Consider the following 20,312-nt stretch of genomic DNA (forward strand, 5'->3'; position numbering starts at 1 on the left):
ATCCGCGTAGGTGCTCTTCCGCCTCGCGGCCTGTCAGCCCCGCAGTGCGACGCGGATACGGTTCCCGTCGGGATCGGCGGCGAGGAAGGTCAGCCCGAACCCGGCATCGTGAGGCTCGCGCAGGATCGTGATGCCCATGGACTGCCACCGCTGGAAGATCGCGTCGACGTCTTCGGGTCCCCTGTCGGTGGCCACGCACACCTCACCGGTGCGCGGGACGTCCGGTGACAGATCCTCGAACTGGCCGGACCACAAACCGAGGTCAGCGCCCGGCCCGAGGTCGAAGGTGATGTATCCCGGAGTCTCGAACGAGGGACTCATGCCGAGGAGGTCGCCGTAGAAGCGTGCCGCGGCGGGAGCGTCGTTGACGTAGACGATGGACACGACGGATGTGGTCATGGTTCTTCCTTCTCGCAGGTCGTGGGTACGCACCCACCAGCCTCACCGGGAAATGCGCCGCATCATGTCGCAATTCTTGGAAAACTCGGTGCGTGACCCCAGACCGCTTCTTCTCCCTGATGCTGCTCCTGGCGTCGAGAAATGCCGTGACCACGCAGGAACTCGCCTCGGCGCTCGGGGTGTCCCTTCGAACCGTCACCCGGGATCTGAACTGGCTTCGTGACGCCGGTCTGCCGGTGACCGCGCAACGGGGCCGCCTAGGAGGCGTGACGATGCTGCCCGGGTCCGGGCCCGACCTCACACGACTCACCCCGGGCGAGCGTGATCACCTCTCGCTCGCCGGGCTGGACGAGAAGCAACGTGCGGAGCTCGACGCGGCGGTCGAAAGCCGGCGCGCACTCGCCAAGATCGCCGCTGCACAGCTCCGTCGAGTTGATGAGCTCCTGCCGCTCACCGACGTAGTGCACGTGGACAGCCGTCCCTGGCTCCAGGCGCGACTCTCCGGCACGACTCCGGCTTCGCTGATCGGCCCGGTGCGGCGAGGGCGTCGGCTGCGAATCACGTACGACAGCCCACGCGAGCCACGTCCACGCGACCTGGTCGTGGACCCCTACGGGCTGTTCGCCAAGGCGGGCACCTGGTACCTCGTGGCCGACTTTGCCCGGGAGCCGCGGATGTACCGACTCGAACGGATCACCACGTGGGATGAAGTCGACCAGCCACGACGGATCCGCGACAACCAGACGCTGGCCGCCGTCGCCGCAGCGCTCATCGACCAGTGGGAACACAACCACGCTGCAGTAGAGGTCAGCGCCACCATCGACCGGGCCCAGATCGAGCGAGCGCGACGGATCCTCGGCCAACGACTCGTCCAGGACGACCAGGAGGAATCCACCACCGGTCACCGGGTGAGGATCCACTTCCCGCACCTGGAGGACGTGCGAACACTGCTCCCCTTCGGTAGCGCCATCACGGTGCACGGCCCCGCCGAAGCCAGAACCCACCTCGGCAACCTCGCCACCGCCCTCGCCCACCACTACGCCCCGCCACCCACGTCCTGACCCGCCCAACACCTGGTGCAGTGACTGGACGGGTGCGGTGACCCCTGGTGGAGACCGAAGCGGGCAGGAAGATCACCCGTCGTTCTCCCGAGGAGATGACCGGGTGGAGCGCGCTGTGGCGCGCCGTCAGACCGCTGCCGCCTGTGGTCGGCCGTTGCGAGGTTGCATGGATCAGGGCCGGAGGTGTGGAGTCGGTGCCCACCTGCGGGCATGGTCGCGGCCGGCCGACGGCAACCGCATCCGCTTGTGCGGTGGTGTCAGGCGGGTTTGGGGGTGATGCTCACCGCGCGGTAGTCGTAGCCGTCCTGCTTGAAGCCGGGGGCTTCCCAGACGAGATCGACCTTCTGTCCTGGTGGCAGCGTGCGGAAGCCGGGCGCCTGGATGTCGGAGTAGTGGCCGAAACACCCTCCGGGGGTCTCGGGTGAGTCGAGGACGCCCCAGCCCTCCTCGTCCCTCCACTCACGCACGGTCGCAGTCACGACCGCCGTCTCCTTGCGAATCCTTCCGCGACGGCTCATGTGTCGTTCCGTTCCCTTCACTCGTAGCCGCAGGTGCGGCCGCTCGGTGATCATTCCAAACCTGCTGGCGCCGCGGGTCCCATTTCCTCGGCCCAGCGCCGACTCCAGGCGTCCAGCGGGCTCAGCGCATCGACGAGATCGCGGCCGAGCAGGGTCAGGCGGTAGCCGTCGCAGTCCAGGACGAGCAGTCGGGCGGCGGACAGCTCCTCGATCCGGGTGCTGAGCACGCTGGACGACATGCGCTCGCAGCGACGCTGCAACTCACGGAAGCCGACCGGGGCTTGGCTCAGTTCCCACAGGATCCGCATCGTCCATCGTCGTCCGAGGAGGTCGAGTGCGGCCATCACGGGACGTCCCGATGAGGACCCCCGGACCGGCTCACCCGGACGTGGTGCTCTGGCTTCCATGGTCGCTCCTTGCGCTTCGGTTCTCGAAGCATCATAGTGGTTCGAAATTCGAAGCAGGAGGTGTCGAGATGTCGCGCATCGAACCGCTCACCCCGCCCTACACCGCCGATATCGACCGGGCGCTCCGCCGGTGGATGCCGCCAGGTGTGCCGCACGAGCCGCTCGCGCTGTTCCGCGTTCTGCACTGCAATCCGGAGCTGGCCTCACGCATGTTCGCCCTCGGCGCCGGACTGCTGGGCCACGGGCTCCTCCCCGCCATGGGCCGCGAGATCGTCATCGCCCGCGTGACCGCGCGATCCGCGTGCGCCTACGAATGGGGCGTCCACGCCGCGACCTTGGCGCCGCAGGCCGGACTGGGCCCGGGACTGCTCCGGGCGACTGCCCAGCCCGACGCGGTGGGCTGTGCGCCCTGGTCGCCGCGCCACGCGGCACTGCTCCTCGCGGCTGACGAACTCAACGACACGGCTCAGCTCACGCAGCCGGCCTGGGACGCCCTGCGCACGTACTACGAAGAAGCCCAGGTACTCGAACTGCTCGTACTGATCGGCTGGTACCGAACCATCAGCCTTCTGGCCAACGGGCTTCTCCTGGAAGAGGAGCCCTGGGGTGCTCGTTTCCCCGAGGTCACCCCGTAAGCCGGACACACTCATCACCCCACTCTGGAGGTTCCATGCCCAAGGGCTACTGGGTCAGCGTCTACCGCACCATTTCGGACCCCGAGAAGCTGGCCGCCTACAACAAGCTGGCCCCTTTGGCCGTCAAAGCCGGGGGCGGTCGGGTCCTCTCCCGTGGCACTCGGGTCGAGGCATACGAGACGGGAATCGCCAAGCGCACCGTCCTGGTCGAGTTCGACAGCTTCGAGCAGGCCGTCGCGGCGCGCGAGAGTGCGGCCTATCAGGAGGCGCTGACCGCCCTCTCCGACGGCGTCGAGCGCGACTTCCGCATCGTAGAAGGCCTCGACTGACCGAGGTTCAGAGGGGCGTCACCGAAGTTCCTTGGAACAGGTTGGGGATGCACGGGAGCTCGTGCCTGGTCACGTCGACGCTCTGAAGGCGGTTGGCATGGCGGTGAGGGCGGTCGGGGGCGCGCAGCCCACTGACGCCTCCGTAGCCGCGTGGGAAACAATGACGCCATGGAGCCAACCAGTCGGATCATCGTTGCTTTGGATTTCGACAACCGCCGAGCGGCTGAGGAAGTCGTCGACCGGTTGGGCGCGGAGTGTCGTTTCTACAAGGTCGGATTGGAGCTGCTCACCGCGGCCGGACCGGACCTGATCGAGCACCTCGTAGCCAAGGGCAAGGAGGTCTTTCTGGACCTGAAGCTCTTCGAGATCCCGAACTCCGTGGCCGGCGCGGTCCGCGCCGCCGGTTCTCTGGGTGTCTCCATGGTCACCGTCCACAGTATGGGTGGCGCCGGCATCATGTCCGCCGCTGTCGCTGCGGCTCGCGATTTTCCACGCCTTCGCGTGCTGGCTCTGACCGTCGTCACCAGCATGACGAGGTCCGATCTTGCTGACATCGGTGTCACCGGCGCGACCTCGACCGAGGAGCAGGTGCTACGTCTGGCCCGACTGGCGGAAGGCGCTGGTTGCCACGGCGTGATCGCATCGCCACAGGAAGCCGGCCCGCTGCGTGGCGTGCTCGGAGCCGGCGCCCTGATCGTCACGCCGGGAGTCGCGCTTCCCGGTAGGTCTGCGGGTGAGCACGCCCGGTCCGGCACGCCGCGTGGTGCCGTTTCTGCTGGTGCGACACATGTTGTCGTGGGCCGGACAGTCACCCGTGCCGCAGACCCTGTGGCCGCACTCCGACTCGTCCGCGAAGACCTGGAGCTGTGAGCGGAAGGCCGTGTCCAACGGAATGGAATCAACGCGGAGACCACGCCCCCCAGATCTGTGCTGCCCTCTGGGTGCGGGATGCAGCCGACCAGAAGAGAAGACTTCGTTTGTGCCGTCCGCACAAAGGTGGGTCGCGCTTCCGGCGTCATCCTCAACATCTCGAAAGAATGCCGCTGCTTGCGAACCGCTCTGATGCGTCGTCCACTACCGCGTGAGCCCGCTCTTTCAGTTGCCTTCACCTTCGCTCTGTAGGTACTGGGCAGCGCCATAGCCCAGGGACCAGTCCGCATGCGAGTTCTCCGTCAGCACGATGAACATGTTTCGCGGTTCGACGCCCGCGTATGCCTCGGCGAGTTCGGATATGCGTTGATACAACGCCTGCTTCTGGGCATCCGGGCGGCCGGCCCGCAACGTGATGGCCACGTACACGATGCCGTCGTCGCGGGGTACACCGAGATAGGCGCCGTGGCGCAGTAGCCCGTGTTGCCCGTCATGGCCGGTCAGGATCTGGAAACGGTCCTCGTCAGGGAAGCCCATGGTCTCGCCGAGCGCCTCGTGGGCGGCCCGTCCAAGGGCCTTCAAGCGCTCCGTGTCGCAGTGCATGGCGTCTATGCGGACGAGGGGCATGGCAGGCGTCTCCTAGGCCGGTCTACGGTGATGAACAGCGATACTGTACATACTAGTAGGTACAGCATCGCTGAGTGCTGCTCAGGTGATGCTCGCCGCGCGGTAGTCGTAGCCGTCCTGCTTGAATGTGTCGTTCCGTTCCCTTCGTTCGTAGCCGCAGGTGCGGCCTCTCGGTGATCATTCCAAACCTTCTGGCGCCGCGTGTCCCCCTTCCTCTCCAGGCGGTCAGGCTGATGAGCAGCAGGAATTCGCTTTCCTTGACGAAGGCCATGGCGTAACGTCGCGCTCTTCGCCGCTTGGCGGTGGAGTACCGGCAGGAGACTGTCATGGCTGATCCGCAGCAGCGGTTGCGGCGGGCGTTGGATGCGCTGGACGAAGTGTTCGTACCGGCACAGGACTTCGCCCTCGACGGGTGTCTGTACTGCTATGGCGAGGCCGACATTGCCGCGCTGGCCGGGCCGCCGGAGGCGGTGCCCGACGATCTCGTGACGACGCCGCTGAGCGAGGTGCTCTCGCACTGGGACAAGCCCGAGGAATTGCTGCGTCGGATGGTGCCTCGGATCGCGCGGCTACTGGTGAGAGGTGAGACGCACCTCGACGCAGGGCTGATCGGGACGCGGTTTGTTGAGGCGAACTGGACGGGGTGGCCGCCGGCGGAGACGGCCGCGCTGCGGGAGCTGTGGGCGTCCTGGTGGGCGGTGACGCTCGACCGGTACCCGGCCCCGATGGCGGCGTACGACGTCCTGAACGTCGTCACGGTCGTCACGGGCGCACTGAGCCCGTGGCTGGAGGTGTGGGAGCAGGCCCGCACCCCGAGTGCGGGCAGGCATCTGGAAGAGCTTGTGGATCATTGGTGCTTCGAGGACGAGCTGTCCGAGCTGAAGCTGGGCTTCTACGACGAATACGACGCCACGCCGGAGTTGCTGCCCTGGGTGCTCGGCTACGGACGCACACGGATCGGACCGTACTACGTCGCACAGTTGGATCAGCTGGAGCAGTACTCGTCGTACCTGCATCCGCGCGGGGTTGGCGGAACATCGTAGGCATGTGGCGTCAGTGAATTATTCTCAACCTGCTTCGTAAGTAAGAGGGTTGGTCGCGCCGCGCTCCTCGGCGCCGGGTGTCTGCGCTCCACTCCGCGCACGCTCAGAGGCCGAGCACCCTGAGCGCCGAATCGCAGAAGGCTCGGACCCGAGCCGTCGCCGAGTCGGCGCGCCAGAACAGGGACCATTCCAGCGGTGGTGCGTCACGGAGGAGGACGTAGGCGACGTCAGGGCGGGCGTAGTAGCGCCGCACCTGGGCGCCGACGACGAAGCAGCCTTCGCCGGAGCCGATGCGCGTGAGTATCTCGTTGAACGTCGCGGAGGCATGCACGTGCTCGATGGGGCGCCCTTGCGGGGTCGTAGACGGCGTGCGGTCCTGCTGCAGGCTGTCGGGGACGCTCTCGGGCAGCCGCAGCAGCTTCACCCGTGCCAGGTCTTCGAGGCTCACCGACTCCTGCCTGGAGAGTGGGTGTCCCGAGGGTACGGCGAGCATCCGGGCCTCACGTATGAGCGTCGGGCTACAGGCGAGGCCGGGTTCGGGGGCGGTGCGGTGGGCCAGTGCCGCGTCGACCTCATGGTCGCGCAGCCACGGGAACACCTCGCCGATCTGGGCCTCGCGCAGCTGCACCTGGCAGCCCGGTTCGCGGCCCCGGAACAATTCCGCCGCCCCGGCCAGGAGTTGGCCGCCGGCGGCGCCGACGAATGCGACGCGCAGCGTTCCGGTGAGCCCCCGACCGGTGTCGACCGCTCGCCCGAACGCGGCGGTGATCGACGCCCAGGCGGGCCGGATGTCCTGCTCCAGTTGCCTGCCCACGGCCGTCAGCTCCACGTGGCGGCTGGTGCGGTTGAACAGCGGTACACCGACGCGGCGTTCGAGCTTGGCGATGGTCTGACTGACCCGTGTGGTGGGCAGATGGAGACGCTCAGCGGTCCGGCCGAAGTGCAGCTCCTGAGCCAGGGTCAGGAAGGCATCCAGTTCGTGTCGCTCCATCATTGCGCGCCCCCGCATCGTGAACCCGGACTTCACGATCGTTGCACAGGCCGGCGTTGATCGGACGGGTGCCTCCCGCGAAGCTCGAAGCAGCTCGTAGAACCCGTCTGACCAGATGTGGAGCCACTGGTGTACGTAACCGAAAGACGCGCGCTCGCGCACCCTCCCGCCGAGACCGCCAAGGTCGTCGCGGAGCTGCGCGACCGTACCGAGATCCTTGACGCACTGTTCCGGTTCGGCCTGGGGCAGGACCTGAAGGATCCGCAGCTGTTCGCCTCCGCCTTCGCCGCCGACGCGGAGCTGGACTTCACGCCGGCGGCGGCCAAGTGGGGTGGCCGGCCGCCTCTGATGGTCGGCCGGGACACGATCGTCACCACCATCCTCGGCCTGTTCACCGGACGGGTGGACACCACCCACCAAGTCACCAACCCGCGCATCGCCATCGACGGGGACACCGCACGCCTGACCGCCCTGGTGGAAGCCCAGCATCTGCTCATCGCCGACCGGGGGGTCTTCGCCCTGTTGAAGAACCCCTATGCCGTCGACCTGGTCCGCGACGGCGACCGCTGGCTGATCCACCGGATGCGGATCGACAACTCCTGGTTCACCGGTGACCCCGCCGCGATCTTCGCGGGCTGAACGCCGGTGCCTCTGATGCGAACAACGAAGAACCCGATGACACGAACCTCTGTCCAGCCACCGAATGCCACTGACTCATACAAGGAAGGACACCCCTTGACCGACAGAGCGGGCAAACCGTTGATCCGTGATCTTCCCGCCCAGAAGGGGCATGACATGAGTAACGCCAAGGCCGAGCGACAGCCGACACTGACCCGTCACACCGAGGCCGAGACCTGCTCCGACCCCAGCAGCGTCATGACGCTGCTCGCCGACTCGGACGGTTTCACGAGCTACCGATCCACGTTCACCGAGGGGGCCGTGGGGGCGCCCCCGCACTTCCACACCCGGGCGAGCGAACTCTTCTTCGTGATCAGCGGCGCCCTCCAGGTGCTGGTGGGTGAGGAGATCACCGTCCTCGAGGCGGGAGACTTCCTGGCCGTGCCGCCCCACACCCCTCATGCCTTCGCCGCTGCGCCCGGCCGCGAGGCGGATGCGCTGTTCGTCTTCACACCTGGCATGGGGCGGTTCGACTACCTGCGCCTGCTCGGCAGGGTGATGCGCGGCGAGGCGGACGCGAAGGAGATCGCCGCGTCCGCCGAGCGGTACGACAACCACTACGTCGAGAGCCCTATGTGACGGGCTGCCCTGGAGGTCTCCGCGTAGCAGCTGCCACCGTCCAGCGCCTGCGCGGAGCCAGGTTGGCTCTACCGCGCAGCAGCGGGTGTGTCGGCGAGACGACACAGGTCCTGGCCCTTCACCTCGCACGGGAGTGAAGGTGGAAGAGGCTCACCGGATAGGACGGATCATCACGGTGAGGACCGGCGAGGCCGGTGACGGTTGGCTCTGGCCGATGTCCTCGTAGCCCCATGACTCGTAGAGCGCGTGGACCTTTCCGTCGCCGGCGGCTCCGTTGACCATGAGCGTGATGTACGGCTCGGCGCCGGTGGCGAGGAGGGCGTCGTGGATGCGGCGGGCCGTGCCGGTCTTGCGCCGGGCCGGGCGGACGCCGATCTCCTTGAGCGCCATGGTCGGGCGCTCGGTGTACTTCTCCGCCGGGGTCGGGCTGGTGCGCTGCCAGTAGCGGTCGCCGTGCTCGATGGTGTTGCTGTACGCGTAGCCGACCGGCCCGTTGTCCGCGTACGCGAGCACGGCTGTGAAGCCGGGTTCGGTGGCGTGCCGGTCGATACGTTCGCCGAAGGCGGTGACCGCGTAATTCGGCAGGTGGAGCAGCGGGGCGCGTACCTCGGCATATACGTTGAGGAGGTCACCGCGGATGGTGTCCAAGCTGGTGAAGGTGCGCAGCTCCGTGGTGGGTGCGGTGGTCATGCGGTCGTCCTCCAAGTGATGGTGTGCTCGGTCCACGTCTGGACGGTGGTGCTGCGTGGTGCGGTGGCGCGGAGGGCGGCTCCGAACTCTTGAAGCATGCGCGACACGCGGGCATGGCGGGTCGCGGCATCTGCAGAAACCCTTATGGCGGTGGCAGTTGCGGCGTCGGCGGCCCCCTGGGCAAGGAGGGCGTGAGCGAGACGGGTCGTGGCGATGGCGCGGGACCTGACCATGTGAGGTCGGAGCGATGCCAGGCAACGGTGGGCGTGATACTCGGCGGTCGGGTAGTCGCCGAGTGCCAGGTACGCGGAGAGAGCCAGAGAGTCCAGTTCGGCTTGATCGTAGAAGGCGAGCAGCCAGACGGGCCGGTGATCAGAGGGATCGGCACGCAGCATGGCGTCCTGTGCCTGCTCGAACGCGCGACGTGTTTCGGTCCGGTTCTGTGCCGTGCCGTGGATTGCCCCCTGGCGGGCCAGGCCGAGGGACGCGAACAGTGGGTCACGGCGGGTGAGATGCAGGTTGCGGGCGACATCGTTGGCGGCGATCGCGTCGGCAGGGCGGCCCATGTGCCGGTACATGGTGCCTGCGTGACTCCAGATGCGGAACTTGATCGCCTGGTCGCCCGACATCTCCGCGAGGGCCTGAGCCTCGCGCATGTGCGCCTTCGCGGCTTCGTAACGCCGGCCGTCGATGGCCGCCCACATCGCGGACGAACGGAAAGCGGCTCCTGAGGCGTACAGACTGTTGCGTACTCTCTGGGTCGCACTGCCCGCGTTCTGGAGGTTGTGTGCCTCGTCGGCGAGCGCGGTGGCCTGCTCCTCGATACGGGGTTGCCCGCCGTGGCGGTGGTCGTTGGCGATGATCTCGGCGAAGCGCTTGTTCAGCCGGTTGACGTCGCTCATGCCGATCCGTCGGGGTGATGCGGTCCCTGGGGCTGTTGCTGCGGCAGCTGCCGCAGCGATGCCGCCGACGAGGGTTCGGCGCTTCATTTCGGGGTCCTCCTGCTGCGATGATGCTGGGGTGGGCGAAGACCGGCCCCGTGGCACGAACCCTAAGGCGACGGCGGGTAATCCCGTCACCATCTCAAGGGCTGTGCGGGTCGCTGACTTCGGCCAGGTAACGCGGCCGGCTTTCCACGCGCGGATCGATGACCCGTCGAGCCCGCCTATGCGTCCCGTCAGGTCTTCGACAGCGCTGTTCACGGCATCGGCAAGGCTGTTGGAGCTGTGCCCATGCTCGGTCATCCACGCCTCAAGGACGGTGTTGCGGATTGCCACCATGCGGGCACGGTAGCGGCCGGGCTCTCGGCCAACCACGTAAAGGGCAGGTCAAAACGCCCTAGGCGAGGCCGCTCAATGAGTGCTTGAGCGCCCTAACCAGCCTTCGGGAGAGCGGAGTTACCTAGGTGCCGGTCACTCTTTGCGAGTAAGCGGTGACTACTTGTTCTCTCTGAAGCAGGAGGCTCGCCATGCCCCACCAACAGCCCCGGAGGAGCCGGCTCGCGTTGGCGGATGCGCCCAGTGCCGTGGCTCTGGCGCGGCTGCACACTGCCGATGTTCTCGTTGACTGGGGAGTGTCCTCCGACGCGGTCGAGACGGCGAAGCTCCTGGTTTCCGAGCTCGCGACCAACGCCGTGCGGCACTCGGAGGACGGTGAGGCAACGACGTCTTTGCCTCCATCGCAGAGCGGCGTGGAGACCTTCGAGCTGTTGCTGGAGGTCGTCTCGGGCGCCGTCAGGCTGTCCGTCTGGGACCGCGATCCGAGGCCGCCCGTTCTGAAGGAGGTCGGTGTCGATGCGATGGGCGGGCGGGGGATCTTCATCGTGGCGGCGATGAGCAGGGCTTGGGGGTACTACCCGGCTCGTAGCGCGCCGGGAAAAGTGGTGTGGGCCGAGATTGTGTTCGATGCCACGGGTCCCAACGAGGACCTCGATGCTTTGGTGTCGTCACCGGGTCAGCCCCTGGCCAGTGGCCTGCCGGCATTCGGAGACGTACGAGCCGACCCGGACCTGGTCGGTCGCGTTCTCATCGGCATCAAGGAACGGTGACCGCGCCGAGCGGCATGCACACCAAAACCCTGTGAACCACCAGCAGGTGTTCGACCTACTTACGAGGACATTCCGATGACGACTGCGATGGCCACGGCTCGCTCGCTGCAACTGGTCCTGGAGTACGCCGGTCTCGGCTTCGAGCTGGAGGAAGGCCCTGTGCCGGGTGGGTGCCGCCTGCGGTTGACTCCCTCGGCCGCCCACCCCTGGACGCACGGGGACGTGCGGGCTCACTTGCTCGCCGAAGGCATCACCGCGGAGGTGGAACACCTCGCGCCTGCGCCATGCCCTGGCCAGGGGCTGCTTCTCACCCTGCCTTCGGAGCAGCAAGTCCAGGGTCTCGGGCGGCTGTTGGAGACACGCCTCACCGAGGTGCAGAACGCGGCATTGCAGCTGCATCGCGCGCTTTCCCACATCGGCGTCGAACGGCATCTGGACATCCAGACCTGGGGGAGCCGGGCCCTCATCGACATCGGCATGCTCGATACGGACGCGGCCGCGCTGCTCTTCCGCAGCCTCAGTGGCGACGAGTCGGTCCTGCGAGCCCTCGACCTCGGGGACTGGCACGACCACGAGCGGTTCGCCCGGGAACTGGAGCGGGCGATCGCCGCGACCGGCCAGGCGCTGCCCGTCGAGTCGGTACCCACCTGCGGGCATTGTCGCGGCCTGCGCGGCGGCAACCGCATCCGCCTCGACTACCTGGATGCCGACGACGCGCTGCTCCTCGCTGACGCGTTGCACCGGAACGCCGCATCGGCAGGCTCTGTCCGGCCCAGCAGCTGACGCACGCACCGCGCAAGCCACCCTCGCACCGGTTGACCCGGAAGAAATGGGGCCCCTCATGTTCCGCCCTGCCGCCGACGCCACCGCAGGTCTCGACATCGCAGAAGTGCCGACGCCGGCACTGGTGGCCGACTATTTGGCCGAGCACATCGCGACGGCCGCCCACGAGCTGTGGCCGACCTCCGCTGTTCAGCTCGGCCCCGTCGTCCCGAGCGTGACCAGCCACGTACAGCAGCTCACTGTTGACGGCGACACCCTGTACGCGAAGAGTGAGCTGCTCGGCATGTCGCTCGTCTCCGTCGTTCGCGGGCGGGGCGGCGACTGGCCGACTGCCAGGGCCGCCCAGCGCGCCTACCTCGCCAGACCTGGCACGCTCCTCGAAAGGGAGGCCGATCAGCTTCGAGTGCTCGCCGCCGCCGGGCTACGGGTGCCCAAGGTTCTTGGCTCCCGGCCTGGGGTGCTGTTCACCGAGTACGTGCGCGGAGCGACCCTCACCGAACTGGTCGCAGCGTCTCCCGGGCGTACGGCCGACCTCCTGCACCTCGTGCGCCAAGAAATCGCGCCGGTACTGCGCTCACCTGACGTCGTTGCACTGGTCGACCGAGCGCCGATTGTTGAGAGGTCGGTCCCAGGGACCTTCCTGCGGAAGTTCAGCGGCATCAACGGCGCGGTGTACTTGGGGCGGCTCCCTCACGGCAACCTGCTCCGGGACATTGTTCTTCGTCTGCGTCGGGCCAATGCCTCTGCCGCGTTCACACCGTCGCGACCGGTCGTTTTCGGAGATCTCAAACCGGAGCATGTGCTGTTCCCGTCCGATGGTGGGCGGCCCTCGTTCATCGACCCGGGCCTCATGCGTAATCCGCCCTGTGCCGACCTCGCCAAGCTTCTGTCCCGACTCTTCCTGGACCTGGTCGCCTGCCGGTCTGGAGAGGACGCCGTCCGCGTGGTTCTGGAGCAGGCCGCAGTCCATACGGATGTCGCGGCGGCGCATCTGTCCGCCCCGGAGGAGAGCGCGCTACTGCGGCAGCTTGTCGCCCTGTGGCTGATGGACACCACGAACATCCTCACCACGTACCTCTCGCACCCAACGGGTCTGCCCATGCCTCGAATCGGAGCGGCCGTGGTCTCCGAGGCCGGAGCCGTCTGCCGGATGCTCGACCTCTGCACCTCCGCACTCGTTCCCCTTCGTTCCGGGCGCGACCTGTGGCGTCTGTGCCTGGCCCACGTCGCGCAGGCGGCGACCCGGTGACGGCCGTCGGTATCATCGGCGCCGGGGCCGTCGGCCAGGCGGTGGGTGGGCTTCTGGTCCACGCGGGCTGGTGCGACACAGTGATGGTCGCGTCGCTCCACGGACGCAGCGCCGACGGGCTCGTCACCGATCTGGAGGACATGAGCCTCGTCAGCGCGTCTTCCGCGCGAGCGCGCCGGGCTGACCTCGCCGGAATGCAGTCGTGCGATGCCCTCGTGCTCTGCCCGCGAGCCGCCTTCACCAACGACCGTACGACGGACATCCGCATGGCCGGGCTCATCGCCAACGGGCTCATGATCCGGAGCCTCGCTCAGAAGCTGGCCGGGTTCACCGGCCCGGTCGTCGTGGTGACCAATCCCGTCGACGTGATGACCCGCCTGTACGCGGAGGTGTCCGGCAGTACGCGGGTGTGGGGGATCGGCTCCAGCACCGATACGGCCCGGTACCGGCTCATCCTGGCCCGGAGGATGGGGGTACCGACGGCAGCTGTACGAGGACACGTCATCGGCGAGCACGGGGACCTTGCGGTGATCTGCGCCTCCTCCACCACCGTCAACGGTCGGGCCGTCCCCGTCCCCGTGCAGGCCATCCGGGCCGAAATGGCTGCGCGGCCCGGCCGGATCGCCGCTGGGATCGGCAGGGTCCGTTCCGGTCCTGCCGCTGCCACCCTGGCCGCCCTTGCCCTTGTTCTGGGTGTCAAGGACGGCTCCATCGAGCTGTCCACACCGAGGAACGGCGTCCATCTCGGAGTGCCGTTGCGCTTCTCCTCGGGGCAGCCCACGGTATGTCTCCCGCGTCTGGACGCCGGAGAGATGCGCGATCTCGCAGCCGCAGAAGCCACATTGCAGTCCACCTACCACCGCCTTCGCTCGACTCTTGAGGAGATGTCCGCGTCATGACCTTCGCGACCCGCATCACGACGGCCGGCGGCCCGTCGGTCACCGTCATCAGTGAGACCTCCGCCGTCACCGACTGGGTAGGCCGATACCTGGGCTTGTGGTGGACGGCTGAGAACGTCGACCCGGGCACGGCCAAGGGTCCGGTCATCCGCGCAGACGTCGACGAGGAGCAGCACGCCGCGCTCGGAGGCCGCGTGCTGGCCGGGCCGCCGGAGGAGATTGCGTACGCTGCCGCTCCGATGCTGGTCAGCCGTAGTGAGAGCGGTCTTGTTACGGCTACGCAGCCGCAGGACCGGTTGTCGTACGAGTGGGCCCCGGATGCCACCCGTATGCGCATCGTCGGCACCGATGAGACCTCCGTCGCCACCGCGACCGCCCGGCTGGCCAGAGAGGTTGTTCGTGGCCGGCTCCTGGCCGACGGCTGGCAGATTCTGCATGCGTCGGCCGTCACCCGTCCCGCCGACGGGGCGACGCTCCTCACCCTCGGCAACAAGGGGGCCGGGAAGACGACCACCGGGTTTCTTCTGGCGCGTACCGGAGGGTTTCAACTCCTGGCCAATGACCGGGTGTTCGCCCGCTTCGACGGCGAAGTCATCCGCGTCCTGCCCTGGCCCAGCGCCGCCGCCATCGGCTTCGGGCTGCTCGATGCCCTCGGCTGGTACGAGCCGGTGCGCGCCCGCGTCCGGGCCGGTGGGCAGATGCATCCCACCCAGAAGCAGAAGGTGACCGACGCGCTCCTCGCCGGTGACCGTACGCCGCTGTGGAAGGCGTCGGGAGCCGAGATGAAGCCGCAGTTCTTTCCCGATCAGCTGGAGACCTGGCTCGGGCTGACGCTGGCCACCGAGGGGCACGTCGTCGGGATCCTCTTCCCTGAAATCGTTCCGGGCGGCACCCCCGCGCTGATCACGGTGGCCCGAGGCGTGGCCGACGCCGACTTCTTCGGGGCCGCCACCGAAGACCGGTACCCGGATGTGTTCGGGCTGCTCCCCGTGGAGACCCCCACCGCAGAGTTCGCGGGGCGCCTCGGACGGCTGCCTCACCAAGCGCTCACCATGAACCACGATCCCGAAGCGAGCACCGCCGTCCTGCTGGAAGCCGCAGGCGTCATCCTCTGAACGCGTGAAAGGGCGCGGAGTACGGGACCGTATCCGTACTCCACGCCCTCGTTCAGGGAAAACAGGGGCCGCGGCGACAACGCGAAGGGGGGCTGCACGGGCCTTCAGGTCTGGTGACCGGGCCGCCCTCCCGCGTACCACCGCACTGGCATCGCGCCACCGCCGCGGCCTCGTCCTGCCTGCGCCGTGCGATGACCCCTCATCCGGGTGGACGCGTCGGCGCGGGCAGGGCTCGGGGGGAGGTCAGTCCTCGCGGAGGGCGCGGACCGCCTCCTCCACGCGCTTGCCGTACTCGGGGTCGGCCGCGTGGAAGTGGGCGAGGTTCTTCTCGATGACGTCGTCCCGGGAGACCTGGGACAGGCCGCCCGCGATGTTGGCGATCAGGCGGTCCTTCTCGTCGGCCGACATCAGGCGGTACAGCTCGCCGGCCTGGAAGAAGTCGTCGTCCTTGGTGTGGGCGGGCGCCTCGTGGGTGCCGGTCCAGCCCTGGACGGGGAGCGGGGCGGAGAGCGCCGTGTCCGTCTGGGCGGGGCCCGCGTACGAGTTGGGCTCGTAGTTCTTGTCGTGGCGCGAGCCGTACCGCGTGGCGTGGAGGCCGTCGCGGCCGTAGTTGTCCGCGGTGGCGGCGCGCGGCGCGTTCACCGGGAGCTGGGTGTGGTTGATGCCCAGGCGGTAGCGCTGCGCGTCCGCGTAGGCGAACAGGCGGCCCTGGAGCATCTTGTCCGGGGACGGGCCGATGCCGGGCACGAAGTTGTTCGGCGAGAACGCGGCCTGCTCGACCTCGGCGAAGACGTTGTCCGGGTTGCGGTCGAGCACCAGCCGGCCCACCCGCTGGAGCGGGTAGTCCGCGTGCGGCCACACCTTGGTGACGTCGAACGGGTTGAAGCGGTAGTCCGCCGCCTCCGAGGCCGGCATGAGCTGCACGTACAGCGTCCAGGACGGGTTCATGCCGCGCTCGATGGCCTGGAGCAGGTCCGTCTGGTGCGAGTTGCCGTCCTTGCCGACGAGCTCGGCGGCCTGGTCGGCGGAGAGGGAGCGCACACCCTGGTTGGTCTTGAAGTGGTACTTCACGAAGTACGCGTCACCCGCGGCGTTCGTCCACTGGTAGGTGTGCGAGCCGAAGCCGTTCATGTGGCGGTACGAGGCGGGGATGCCCCGGTCGCCCATCAGCCAGGTGATCTGGTGCGTGGCCTCGGGGGAGTTGCCCCAGAAGTCCCAGACGTTGTCCGGCTCCTGACGGCCGGTGAACGGGTCGCGCTTCTGCGAGTGGATGAAGTCGGGGAACTTGATCGGGTCCTTGATGAAGAACACCGGGGTGTTGTTCCCGACCAGGTCGTAATTGCCGTCGTTCGTATAGAACTTGAGCGCGAAACCGCGCGGGTCGCGCACCGCGTCCGCGCCGCCCAGCGAGTCGGCGACGGTCGAGAAGCGGAGGAACGTCTCGGTGCGGCGGCCCACCTCGGAGAGGAAGTCGGCGCGGGTGTACGCGGTGACGTCGTCGGTCACCTCGAAGTAGCCGTACGCGCCGGAGCCCCGGGCGTGCACCACGCGCTCCGGGATGCGCTCCCGGTTGAAGCGGGCGAGCTTCTCCAGGAGGTGGCCGTCCTGGAGGAGGATCGGGCCTCCGGCACCCGCGGTGGCGGAGTTCTGGTTGTCGGCGACCGGGGCGCCGGACTCGGTCGTAAGCACACGCTGCGTCATGGTGTCGGGGCGACCTTCCGTACGGGAGCTGCTGAACTGCGACGGCCAGGGGGCAGATTCCTGGGGGCGTGTCCGGAGCGTAAAGAGACCCCGGTTGCGGCGTCAACAGTTTGTTGAAATTCGTGGTGGGAGGGTGTTCCGGACGGTGCCGGCGCCTGGGCGCGACAGGACAGGTGTCAGCGACGGCACCGTCCGGAAGTCTGGGGAGGGAGGGGAAGCGGGCGGGGTCAGTCCTTGACAGGCAGGCCCGACAGGCGCTCCACCGAGCGCAGCAGCGCCGAGTGGTCCAGGCCGCCGTCGCCCTGCGCGCGCAGCGAGGCGACGAGCTGGGCGACCACACCGCCGACCGGCAGCGCGGCACCGACGTTGCGGGCGGCGTCCGTGACGATGCCCATGTCCTTGTGGTGCAGGTCGATCCGGAAGCCCGGGGCGAAGTCCCGGTTCAGGAAGTTGTCCTTCTTGCGGGTCAGCACGGTCGAACCGGCCAGGCCGCCGTTCAGCACGTCCAGCGCGGCGGCGAGGTCCACGCCGGACTTCTCCAGGAAGACCACGGCCTCGGCGCACGCCTGGATGTTCACCGCGACGATCAGCTGGTTCGCGGCCTTCACCGTCTGGCCGGAGCCGTGCGGGCCGCAGAGCACGATGGTCTTGCCGAGCGCTTCGAGCAGCGGCTTCGCGGCGTCGAAGTCCGCCTGCTCGCCGCCGACCATGATGGACAGGACGGCCTCGATCGCACCGGCCTCACCGCCGGAGACGGGAGCGTCCAGGACCCGGATGCCCTTCTCGGCGGCGTTCTTCGCGAGGTCCACGGAGGTCTGCGGGGTGATCGAGGACATGTCGACCAGCAGCGCCCCGCGCTTCGCGTTCTCCAGGATGCCGTCGGGGCCGTACGCGATGGCCTCGACCTGCGGCGACGCGGGCACCATCGTGATGACCACGTCCGCGTCCCGGACCGCCTCGGCGATCGAGGAGGCGCCGGTGCCGCCGGCCGCCGCCAGGCGGTCGACCTTGTCCTGCTCCAGGGTGTAACCGGTGACGTCGTAGCCGGCCTTGATCAGGTTCTCCGACATGGGCGAACCCATGATGCCGAGACCGATCCACGCAACCTTGGGGAGGTTGTTGCTCATGAGGGTGCCTTCCGATCAGCGTGTACAGGGGCTCCTGGGGAGCCTCAGCGGGCGGGCCGCGCGGCGGCCGGGAGCCAGTCGAAGGAGTCGGCGCTCGGGCGGTCGCCGGGCTTGTACTCCAGCCCGACCCAGCCCTCGTAACCGGCCTTCGTCAGCTCGTCCAGGAGCTGCTCCAGGGGGAGCGAGCCGGTGCCGGGCGCGCCGCGGCCCGGGTTGTCGGCGATCTGGACGTGCCCGGTCCTGTCGGCGTACGCGGTGATGACCTGGCTGAGGTCCTCGCCGTTCATCGACAGGTGGTACAGGTCCAGCAGGAACTTCGCGTTGCCGAGGCCGGTCGCCGCGTTGACGCGGTCCACGACCTCGATCCCGGCCGGTGCGCTCACCAGCGGATAGCGCGGGGACTCCGGCGCGTTCAGGGTCTCGATCAGCAGCACCGCGCCGATCCGGTCGGCGGCGCGGGCCGCCAGGACCAGGTTCTCCAGGGCGAGTTCGTCCTGGGCGGCGGGGTCGACGCCGTCGACCCGGTTGCCGTACAGCGCGTTGAGCGCCTTGCAGCCGACCGAGGCGGCGAAGTCGGCCGCCACCTCGATGTTGGCCCGGAAGCGCTCCGACTCCGTGCCGGGCACGGAGAGCGCGCCGCGGTCGGGGCCGGGGAGCTGTCCGGCGTAGAAGTTCAGGCCCACCAGCTGGGTGCCGGCGTCGTCGAGCGCCTTCTTGAGGGCGTCGAGCTCGGCCTGCTCGGGGGTGGGGGTCTCGATCCAGGGCCACCACAGCTCGACCGCCGTGAAGCCGGCCGCGGCGGCTGCCGCGGGTCGCTCCAGGAGCGGGAGTTCCGTGAAGAGGATCGAGAGGTTCACATCGAAGCGCTGGTCCGGGTAGCCCATGAGGGTTTCGGCGCTCCTTCCGTATTGCGGAAGTTTGTTTCTGCTTAATGGAAGATTGCCCGGAGGGTGGCGGGGCTGTCAAGGGGGTGCCCGGAAATTCGTGCCGGTCAGGGAGGTGGCGCGCGCTCCTCTCAGCGGGCAGACGGAGGGCAGACGAAAGGGCGGGGCGGTGGCCCGTCGGCCTCCGCCCCGCCCGTTCGTCCCGCTACCGGATCATCCGGCCGGAACCGTGTCCTGGAACGTCGTCCCCGCCGTGCGGTACGCGGCGACCTTCGCGTTCACCTGCGAAGGCGTGAGGACCTTGTCCTTCACGTGCAGGACGTAGTCGACCTGCTGGTCGTACGCGCGGGGCGTGGTGCTCGTCTGCCCGGCGAGGTCGATCAGCCACTGGTTGAAGTTGATCGACATCCCGCGCTCCGGCAGGTAGGCCGCGCCGTGCGTGCCGAAGAGCTGGCCGTCGATGTAGTACGTGATCGCGCTGTTGTCGATGGTCACCACCAGGTCGTGCCAGCCGGCGTAGCTCTGCCGGGACTCGGTGTGCTGGTTGACGGCCTCCCACGGGTCGGGCCGGTAGGTCTCCCACGAGGTCGTGTAGAGGATGTTGCCGCTCTCGCCCCAGCCGCCGTTGGGCAGGTACTCGAAGTCGTACTCGGCGTAGTCGTCCGCCATCGGGGCCTTGAGGTCGTTGATGGTGAAGAACGTCTGGACGAGGTGGTCGCCGTCCGGACCCGACTTCGGCGCGTCGTTGAACTTGACCCGCGCCGCGTAGGTGCCGTTGCGGAACTTCATGGACTGGGTCAGGATCTCGGTCTGCTTCGTGGACTCGCCGCTGCCCGCCGTCGACGTCTCCAGGTTCATGATGGAGTTGCCGCTCTGCGTGGCGAACGTGACCTTGTCCGGCGCCCAGGTGGCACCGGGCACACCGGGCCCGCCCGCGTTGGAGCGGACGCTCCAGCCGTGCGCGGCGATCTGCGGGTCGCTGTGGTTGCTGTAGTTGAAGTCGTCGAAGAGGGTCGGCCCGTCCTCGCCCGGGTCGCCCGGGTCCGTGGGGTCGGTCGGATCGGTGGGATCGGTCGGGTCGTTGCCCTCCGGGGCCGTGCCCCAGACCTTGGTGCCGCCGAGCTGCGCGGTCACCTTCGACCAGTCGGCGTACGAGGTCGAGCCGGCGCCGAACGAGTAGTCGTCGCTCTGCACCAGCGGCTGCCAGTTGGACCGGTAGAACCGCAGCTGCATGTCGCCGGAGTCGGCACCCGGTGCCAGGGAGCCCGCGCCGGAGGTGAAGCCGATCTCCAGGTAGCGGTCGGCGGTGGCGGTCGGCTTCGCGAGCGTGCCGAACGTCCCCGTGATGTTCCCGCAGCCCTTCACCGCCCAGGAGCAGGCGAACCGGTAGACCTCGCCCACCGCGTCGCCCTTGAAGTAGTAGCGGATCTTCACGTCGCTGAGCTGCACGGACCCGCTGCCGGTGTTGCGCACCTTCAGCCAGGGCTCGCTCTGGTCGGCGCTCGCGCCGGACGCGCCGGTGCGGTACTGCACGGCGATCGGCTCGCCGGCGGCGCTCGCCGTCGTGGGGACGGCGGCCAGGGCCGTACAGCCGAGCGCCACGGTGACGGCGGCCGCGGCGGCGGCGCGCAGCCGGCTCTTCGCGTGTGACTTCATGCGTCTGTTCCTTCCGGGAACGTC

At 68.3% G+C, this 20,312-nt stretch carries 23 protein-coding genes; 12 read left to right on the forward strand and 11 right to left on the reverse strand.

What is annotated here, in order from left to right:
• Positions 1-33 precede the first annotated feature (33 nt).
• A complete protein-coding gene (locus tag ACIQZN_RS14450) occupies positions 34-399 on the reverse strand; it encodes a VOC family protein (RefSeq protein ID WP_403992430.1) in 366 nt (121 codons plus the stop codon).
• 92 nt (positions 400-491) lie between these two features.
• On the opposite strand from ACIQZN_RS14450, the gene ACIQZN_RS14455 reads away from it, so the two are divergent.
• Positions 492-1,460: a helix-turn-helix transcriptional regulator gene (locus ACIQZN_RS14455; RefSeq protein WP_403992433.1), complete on the forward strand. Its 969-nt coding sequence runs from the start codon at positions 492-494 to the stop codon at positions 1,458-1,460.
• Between the two features lie 257 nt (positions 1,461-1,717).
• Here ACIQZN_RS14455 and ACIQZN_RS14460 read toward each other — a convergent pair whose 3' ends face one another.
• Both ACIQZN_RS14460 and ACIQZN_RS14465 read right to left on the reverse strand, forming a co-directional pair.
• Entirely contained in the window at positions 1,718-1,978 is a 261-nt protein-coding gene (locus tag ACIQZN_RS14460; RefSeq protein ID WP_403992436.1) for a cold-shock protein, read from the reverse strand.
• 50 nt (positions 1,979-2,028) lie between these two features.
• Positions 2,029-2,385 carry a winged helix-turn-helix transcriptional regulator gene (locus ACIQZN_RS14465; protein ID WP_403992439.1) on the reverse strand — a complete coding sequence of 119 codons (357 nt, stop codon included), beginning with the start codon at positions 2,383-2,385 and terminating at the stop codon, positions 2,029-2,031.
• Between the two features lie 68 nt (positions 2,386-2,453).
• On the opposite strand from ACIQZN_RS14465, the gene ACIQZN_RS14470 reads away from it, so the two are divergent.
• The 3 genes from ACIQZN_RS14470 to pyrF all read left to right on the forward strand — a co-directional run bounded on the left by ACIQZN_RS14470 (position 2,454) and on the right by pyrF (position 4,219).
• Complete coding sequence (locus ACIQZN_RS14470; RefSeq protein ID WP_403992442.1) at positions 2,454-3,020, forward strand: carboxymuconolactone decarboxylase family protein; 567 nt, start codon at positions 2,454-2,456, stop codon at positions 3,018-3,020.
• 35 nt (positions 3,021-3,055) lie between these two features.
• Positions 3,056-3,349 carry a DUF1330 domain-containing protein gene (locus ACIQZN_RS14475; protein ID WP_403992445.1) on the forward strand — a complete coding sequence of 98 codons (294 nt, stop codon included), beginning with the start codon at positions 3,056-3,058 and terminating at the stop codon, positions 3,347-3,349.
• Between the two features lie 168 nt (positions 3,350-3,517).
• On the forward strand, positions 3,518-4,219 hold the full coding sequence (gene pyrF / locus ACIQZN_RS14480; RefSeq protein WP_403992448.1) for an orotidine-5'-phosphate decarboxylase: 702 nt from the start codon (positions 3,518-3,520) through the stop codon (positions 4,217-4,219).
• Between the two features lie 225 nt (positions 4,220-4,444).
• On the opposite strand, the gene ACIQZN_RS14485 is transcribed toward pyrF, so the two are convergent.
• Positions 4,445-4,846, reverse strand: a complete 402-nt coding sequence (locus ACIQZN_RS14485; protein WP_403992451.1) for a tautomerase family protein — start codon at positions 4,844-4,846, stop codon at positions 4,445-4,447.
• A gap of 326 nt (positions 4,847-5,172) precedes the next feature.
• Between ACIQZN_RS14485 and ACIQZN_RS14490 the strand changes: the two genes are divergently transcribed.
• Positions 5,173-5,889: a hypothetical protein gene (locus tag ACIQZN_RS14490; RefSeq protein WP_403992454.1), complete on the forward strand. Its 717-nt coding sequence runs from the start codon at positions 5,173-5,175 to the stop codon at positions 5,887-5,889.
• A gap of 103 nt (positions 5,890-5,992) precedes the next feature.
• On the opposite strand, the gene ACIQZN_RS14495 is transcribed toward ACIQZN_RS14490, so the two are convergent.
• A complete protein-coding gene (locus tag ACIQZN_RS14495) occupies positions 5,993-6,883 on the reverse strand; it encodes a LysR substrate-binding domain-containing protein (RefSeq protein WP_403992457.1) in 891 nt (296 codons plus the stop codon).
• A 126-nt stretch (positions 6,884-7,009) separates the two neighbouring features.
• On the opposite strand from ACIQZN_RS14495, the gene ACIQZN_RS14500 reads away from it, so the two are divergent.
• Positions 7,010-7,519, forward strand: coding sequence for a nuclear transport factor 2 family protein (locus ACIQZN_RS14500; protein WP_403992460.1), 510 nt, complete (start codon positions 7,010-7,012; stop codon positions 7,517-7,519).
• A 156-nt stretch (positions 7,520-7,675) separates the two neighbouring features.
• Positions 7,676-8,137 (forward strand): cupin domain-containing protein, encoded by a 462-nt coding sequence (locus tag ACIQZN_RS14505; protein WP_403992463.1) that lies wholly within the window; start codon positions 7,676-7,678, stop codon positions 8,135-8,137.
• Between the two features lie 150 nt (positions 8,138-8,287).
• Here the strand turns inward: ACIQZN_RS14505 and ACIQZN_RS14510 are convergent, their stop codons facing one another.
• Both ACIQZN_RS14510 and ACIQZN_RS14515 read right to left on the reverse strand, forming a co-directional pair.
• Positions 8,288-8,827 carry a GNAT family N-acetyltransferase gene (locus ACIQZN_RS14510; RefSeq protein WP_403992466.1) on the reverse strand — a complete coding sequence of 180 codons (540 nt, stop codon included), beginning with the start codon at positions 8,825-8,827 and terminating at the stop codon, positions 8,288-8,290.
• Positions 8,824-10,107 carry an XRE family transcriptional regulator gene (locus tag ACIQZN_RS14515; protein WP_403992469.1) on the reverse strand — a complete coding sequence of 428 codons (1,284 nt, stop codon included), beginning with the start codon at positions 10,105-10,107 and terminating at the stop codon, positions 8,824-8,826. The genes ACIQZN_RS14510 and ACIQZN_RS14515 overlap by 4 nt, the downstream gene beginning before the upstream one ends.
• Before the next feature lie 188 nt (positions 10,108-10,295).
• Here ACIQZN_RS14515 and ACIQZN_RS14520 point away from each other — a divergent pair, with 188 nt between their 5' ends.
• From ACIQZN_RS14520 to ACIQZN_RS14540, 5 genes are all read left to right on the forward strand, one after another.
• Positions 10,296-10,874, forward strand: a complete 579-nt coding sequence (locus ACIQZN_RS14520) for an ATP-binding protein (protein WP_403992472.1) — start codon at positions 10,296-10,298, stop codon at positions 10,872-10,874.
• Between the two features lie 75 nt (positions 10,875-10,949).
• Entirely contained in the window at positions 10,950-11,657 is a 708-nt protein-coding gene (locus ACIQZN_RS14525; RefSeq protein WP_403992475.1) for a hypothetical protein, read from the forward strand.
• 58 nt (positions 11,658-11,715) lie between these two features.
• Positions 11,716-12,906: a phosphotransferase gene (locus tag ACIQZN_RS14530; protein WP_403992478.1), complete on the forward strand. Its 1,191-nt coding sequence runs from the start codon at positions 11,716-11,718 to the stop codon at positions 12,904-12,906.
• The gene (locus tag ACIQZN_RS14535) at positions 12,903-13,805 is read left to right on the forward strand and encodes a lactate dehydrogenase (RefSeq protein WP_403992480.1); all 903 of its coding nucleotides are present in this window, start codon (positions 12,903-12,905) and stop codon (positions 13,803-13,805) included. The genes ACIQZN_RS14530 and ACIQZN_RS14535 overlap by 4 nt, the downstream gene beginning before the upstream one ends.
• Positions 13,802-14,920, forward strand: coding sequence for a hypothetical protein (locus tag ACIQZN_RS14540; RefSeq protein WP_403992483.1), 1,119 nt, complete (start codon positions 13,802-13,804; stop codon positions 14,918-14,920). The genes ACIQZN_RS14535 and ACIQZN_RS14540 overlap by 4 nt, the downstream gene beginning before the upstream one ends.
• A gap of 243 nt (positions 14,921-15,163) precedes the next feature.
• Here ACIQZN_RS14540 and ACIQZN_RS14545 read toward each other — a convergent pair whose 3' ends face one another.
• The 4 genes from ACIQZN_RS14545 to ACIQZN_RS14560 form a co-directional block, all read right to left on the reverse strand.
• Positions 15,164-16,621 carry a catalase gene (locus tag ACIQZN_RS14545; RefSeq protein WP_403992486.1) on the reverse strand — a complete coding sequence of 486 codons (1,458 nt, stop codon included), beginning with the start codon at positions 16,619-16,621 and terminating at the stop codon, positions 15,164-15,166.
• Between the two features lie 227 nt (positions 16,622-16,848).
• Positions 16,849-17,748 (reverse strand): 2-hydroxy-3-oxopropionate reductase, encoded by a 900-nt coding sequence (locus ACIQZN_RS14550; protein ID WP_403992489.1) that lies wholly within the window; start codon positions 17,746-17,748, stop codon positions 16,849-16,851.
• Between the two features lie 44 nt (positions 17,749-17,792).
• Entirely contained in the window at positions 17,793-18,632 is an 840-nt protein-coding gene (locus ACIQZN_RS14555; protein WP_164624743.1) for a TIM barrel protein, read from the reverse strand.
• 213 nt (positions 18,633-18,845) lie between these two features.
• Positions 18,846-20,288: a cellulose binding domain-containing protein gene (locus ACIQZN_RS14560; protein ID WP_403992492.1), complete on the reverse strand. Its 1,443-nt coding sequence runs from the start codon at positions 20,286-20,288 to the stop codon at positions 18,846-18,848.
• Between the last annotated feature and the right edge of the window lie 24 nt (positions 20,289-20,312).

It is taken from the genome of Streptomyces sp. NPDC097595, from assembly GCF_044761525.1.
GTDB lineage: Bacteria > Actinomycetota > Actinomycetes > Streptomycetales > Streptomycetaceae > Streptomyces > Streptomyces drozdowiczii_A.